Origin of the sequence: Neptuniibacter sp. UBA6509 (genome assembly GCA_002435145.1) — a bacterium.
GTDB lineage: Bacteria > Pseudomonadota > Gammaproteobacteria > Pseudomonadales > Balneatricaceae > Neptuniibacter.
The window spans coordinates 1-5,557 of the sequence record DJLT01000043.1; the positions used below are offsets into that span (position 1 = coordinate 1).

Sequence of the window (5,557 nt, forward strand, 5' to 3'; positions counted from 1 at the left end):
ATAATACTAAACTGGGCTTAGTCCCGTTTATTACACCTTTGTGTAATTCAATGTTTGCTAACGACTAATGCCATATAGCAACTATTTTTTGATCTAGGGAATACTAAAAAAAATAGATTATGCTAATTATTAATGTATCGTAGTTGATGATAAAGCTTCAATATATGTAAATGTTTCGTTTCATAAAAATAATAATCAGGATTGTTAAGTGAAAAAGATATTACAGCTATTACTTACCTATACGCTCTTCTTTTCACCTATCGTAGAAGCGATGAATGTAACTTTCATAAATCCAGGGAAACCTGGAGAACGGTTTTGGGATATGGTTACCGAAACAATGAAAGCTGCTGCTGACGATTTTGATATCAACCTCGAAGTAATCTATGCAGAACGGAACCGTATTAAAATGACCAGCATTGGTCTACAAGTCACCTCCAGGTCCACTCCTCCTGATTATCTTATTTTAGTAAATGAGGAACAAGCTGCAGAGAAGATTTTTCTTTCAAGCAAAGGCAAGAACATTAAAACTATAATGTTACTGAATGATTTTCTCCCCAAACAAAGGACTACCGTTGGCTTCCCCGGTAATGATAATCCCAATCTAATCGGGGCTGTTATTCCTGATAATTATGCTGCGGGGCGAAGAATGATGAACGCTCTCTACCAGTGTGCAAAAAAAGATTCTGCTAAAGCACCCTATCATATGCTTGCCATTGGAGGAGACCAGATAACTCCTGCTTCTATAGACAGAAACAAAGGCGCACTTTCCGTGATTTCGGAACATCAAGATATCGTCCTTGATCGTTTCCTTTACGCTAATTGGAATCAACAAGAGTCTACAAAACTTACACAAAACTATCTAAATTGGGCCTCTAAAAACAATATTCATCCCTCAGCCATTTGGGCAGCGAATGACCCGATCGCGTTTGGCGCAAAAGAAGCCATCACAGCAAATGAAACCAAAGACAATAATATATGTCTGGTCGGACTCAATTGGTCTGCTCAAGGGTTAAAAATGGTGCAGGACGACGAAATGCTGCTTACTGATGGGGGGCACTTCCTAGCTGGGGCATGGTCTATGGTGTTATTACATGACTACCACCAGCGAAGTATTTCAGGTGACACCCGTGCGCCTGGCAGTATTAATTTTCAAATGCAAAGTATTGATAAAACCAACATTAATCAATACGTAAAAAATTTAGGCGATGAAAACTGGGGGAAAATAAATTTCAGGGGATTTAGCCTGCAACCTACGACAAGCTATAGTGAATATGATTTCAGTCTAAAAAATGTTTTTGCACAAATACAGTAAGGAATAACTACACATTAATGTTAAATAGCAAAAACTCTTTAAAGCTTAAACTGCTGATTGTTTTGATCCCTGGGGCCATCATCGCCTTATCATTAACCGTGCTGATCATGCTCTATCAGGCTGAACAGCAGTTTACTCATAAGCTAGATGAAAAAAGAAACATTCTAGGTAATTATACAGTTCTCTTCGCCGACCCTCTGTGGAATTACAAAACAGAACAAGTTGAAGGCATTGTAACTACAATGTTGCTGGACCAGGATATATCCCAAATAAAAATTCATGACGAGGGAGGTAACCTTGTTGCAGAAGAATCCGCTTCTAACCATGATCCTGAATCAGCGAGTGAGTTTTCTTTCCCTATCATCTATACCAACGCCCATATCTCCCAAAAAATTGGCAGTATGACTTTCTATCTAGGTAACCAATCCCTCCAAGGGGATAAAAAACAATTTATTTTGTCAGGTCTTTTTTCCTTTTTCTTAATTATTATTTGCCTTTCCTTAGGTGTCTGGTTAATTCTATCCCGTTTAATGGATAAACCGCTTAGAGCCCTAATTCACGCGATTAAAAGCAGTCAAGACAGTGATTCTTATATAAGAGTTAATCACCAATCAAATGATGAGTTTGGTGTCATCAGTGATGCTTTTAATGAGATGCAGAACAGCCTTGAGTTACACCACAAAAATACACTTAAAGCAAAAGAGCACCTCCAACTTTTATATCACTCGACCCCCTCCTTACTCCTAAGCTTTAACCATAAAGGTATTATTCAGGACGCCAGTGATTATTTCCTACAACAATTGGGTTACAAAAGAGAGGATATTATCGGATCCGACCTTGAGCAACTTTTACAAATGGAAAAAAGATCTGCAGTTATTGATAATTTATTAGCTACTCTATGGTCTGATCAGCAGTTAACGGAATACCCTCTTCAACTGGTAAAAGCACAAGGGGAAATAATAGACGTTCTAATGGATGCAACGCTTTCTGCGAGAGACTCATTTCCAGGTGCATTGGCAGTTGTAACTGATGTGACTAGCTTAAATAAGGCAAGAGCAGAACTTGAACATCAGGCAAATACTGATCATTTATCGGGTATTTCTAATCGCTATAGTTTTCAAGCTTACTTACAAAAGCTAACGCTCGATAGACGTGAATCAAACAAACCATTCGCCCTGCTGTTTATAGACTTAGATCACTTCAAATTAGTTAATGACACCTATGGCCATCATACCGGTGATCAGTTGCTACGTTTGGTTTCTGAGCGAATCCAAACCGTTTTGAGGCCAGATGATAAAATTGCACGCTTAGGGGGGGACGAGTTTGCTGTTATTCTAGAAAACCTAGAGTCTGAATCAACAGCAGAACAAATCGCTCAACGCATTATTCAACATTTAGAAACCAGCTTCAGTTTATGTGATGCGAATATATATATATCAGCTTCTATTGGTCTCTCGCTTTATCCTGAAGACGGCAATAATCCTGCGGAATTAATACAATACGCTGACTTAGCCATGTATAGGGCTAAAGATGAAGGGAGATCCTGTATAGCTTCTTACTCGCATGAACATAGTCGATTGGTTGAAGAACGCTTAAGGATAGATGGCTTATTACGTCGAGCGATTACAGACAACTTATTAGAGGTTCATTATCAACCAATCATCAGTTTAATGGACAAAAAAATCATAGGTATTGAAGCTCTACTTCGCTTGAAAGATGATGCAGGGAATCTAATATCACCTGTTGAATTTATACCTATTGCAGAAGAAACAGGTTTAATTGTCGCTATTGGCGAGTGGTGTATTCAAGAAAGCTGCCAGAGGCTTGCGTGTTGGCAGAAACAAATGGGGAACGAATTATACCTATCGATTAACATATCCCCGCGTCAATTTCAGGCAAAGACCTTTTACCCCGCATTAGAAACATCTATCGTGAGTAATGGCCTAATACCTGCGAATATTATGGTCGAAATCACAGAAAGTTTGTTACTACATAACAATCAAAACAACCAAAACATATTTGCAAAACTCAACACGCTTGGCTGTCAAATTGCTATTGATGATTTTGGCACTGGCTATTCAGCATTGAGTTATCTGATGAAATTCCCTCTCAATGTTCTGAAAATTGATCGCTCTTTTATAAGCGAATATGGAGAAGGCAACCTTAGTTCTGGTCTAGTCGCAGCAATTATTCAGATGAGCCATAGTATGAACTTAAAGGTCATTGCTGAAGGTGTTGAAACTCATGAGCAGCTGAAAATGTTGCAAATACTGAGTAAAGAGATAGGGATCCAAGGTTACTATTTCGCACGCCCAATGGCTGCCCTTGAATTGACAAATTCTTTTGAAAAACTCAACCAGAAAGCCAGCATGCTCTAAACATAGATTGCTTTTATGACTTCTAATATTACTACAGCTGAAATATCAGGATGTAACAAGTAAGCTTCGGATACATCAAAACTTAGTTCCCAGCCTATCAAGTATTAACAACCGTTGTTCATAGTAGTCCGCGTTGCTTATATGATGAGCAGATACTACATAATGATATTTAAACTGTAATTCAGTGGATTATTACCCATCAACGTTACTTCTATAATCATCATAAAAAACGGGCCAACGGCCCGTTTTTTTAGATCATTTCTTTGCTGAAAAGAGCTTAACTTTCAGCATCCTGATATGACTCTATGCTAGGGCATGAACAGATAAAGTTACGATCCCCATACACGTTATCGATACGATTATTGGTTGGCCAGAACTTGTTTAGACGCGTCGCTTCGTTCGGGAAGGCCGCTTTTTCACGACTGTATGGGCGCTCCCAAGCTGCACTCATCATATCTGTCTGTGTATGCGGGGCATTAGATAACGGATTGTTATCTGCAGGCCACTCGCCGTTTTGAACACGCACAATCTCTTCACGGATCTGCACCATCGCATCGACAAAACGATCGATCTCAGCTTTGGATTCTGACTCAGTCGGCTCGATCATCAATGTGCCTGCAACAGGAAAAGACATAGTCGGCGCATGGAAACCGTAATCCATCAAACGCTTAGCAATATCTTCCTCTGTTACACCGCTCTCCTCCTTGATAGGACGGATATCAACGATGCACTCGTGCGCCACTTTGTTGTTACGGCCACGGTATAGAATTGGGTAATGCTCAGCCAACTTTTCAGTCATGTAGTTGGCATTAAGGATCGCCATCTCTGTAGACGCTTTAAGGCCAGATTTACCCAGCATTACGTTATACATCCACGTAATCGGCAAGATAGACGCAGAACCATAAGGTGTTGCTGCGACCGCACCGTTTTCAGGGTTTAGACCTTCAACAGGGCTGACTTTATGGCTCGCAAGGAAAGGAGCCAAATGGCTTTTAACCCCGATAGGCCCCATACCTGGGCCACCGCCACCGTGTGGAATAGCAAAAGTTTTATGCAAGTTAAGGTGAGACACATCAGAGCCAATCACACCCGGCTTAGAGATACCTACCTGCGCATTCATATTGGCACCATCCATATACACTTGGCCGCCATTTTTATGAATGATCTCGCAGATCTCAACGATATCTTCTTCATAAACACCATGCGTCGATGGGTAAGTAATCATCAAGCAAGATAGATTATCTTTATGCAGTTCAGCCTGTGCGCGCAGATCAGCTACGTCAACATTGCCTTTATCATCACACTTAGTGACGATGATCTTCATATCCATCATTGCAGCAGACGCAGGGTTAGTACCATGTGCAGAAGATGGAATTAGGCAAACATTACGATGGCCTTCACCCACTGATTCTTGATACTTACGAATCGCCAACAAGCCTGCGTATTCCCCCGAGGCACCTGAGTTTGGCTGTAAGGAAACCTTGTCATAACCTGTAATTTCAACCAGTTGCTCTTCTAACTCATTCAGCATCTGCTGATAGCCTTTCACCTGATCAGCAGGGGCAAAAGGATGCATATTGGCAAATTCAGGCCAAGTTACCGGGATCATTTCCGCTGTAGCATTTAGCTTCATGGTACAAGAACCCAGCGGGATCATACCGTGAACTAAAGAGTAATCTTTGTTTTCCAGCTTCTTCATATAACGAAGCATATCTGTTTCGCTGTGGTAGCTGTTGAAGGTTGGGTGCGTCAGAATTGCATCTTCACGACGCATCTCAGCACTGATACCTGTGGCAGCGCCAGCAACAATCTCTGCATCTAGCGCATCAAGTGTTAAACCGTGACCTTCACCTAGAATCACATCAAA

Annotated in this window: 3 protein-coding genes; 2 read left to right on the forward strand and 1 reads right to left on the reverse strand. The window is 40.8% G+C overall.

Going from position 1 to position 5,557, the window contains the following annotated elements:
- The first annotated feature begins 208 nt into the window (after window positions 1-208).
- Entirely contained in the window at window positions 209-1,312 is a 1,104-nt protein-coding gene (locus B4K11_RS05865; protein WP_292955607.1) for an ABC transporter substrate-binding protein, read from the forward strand.
- A gap of 17 nt (window positions 1,313-1,329) precedes the next feature.
- Complete coding sequence (locus B4K11_RS05870) at window positions 1,330-3,690, forward strand: EAL domain-containing protein (RefSeq protein ID WP_292955610.1); 2,361 nt, start codon at window positions 1,330-1,332, stop codon at window positions 3,688-3,690.
- A gap of 277 nt (window positions 3,691-3,967) precedes the next feature.
- On the opposite strand, the gene gcvP is transcribed toward B4K11_RS05870, so the two are convergent.
- A partial coding sequence (gcvP, locus tag B4K11_RS05875) for an aminomethyl-transferring glycine dehydrogenase (RefSeq protein WP_292959279.1) occupies window positions 3,968-5,557 on the reverse strand: 1,590 nt, incomplete at its 5' end.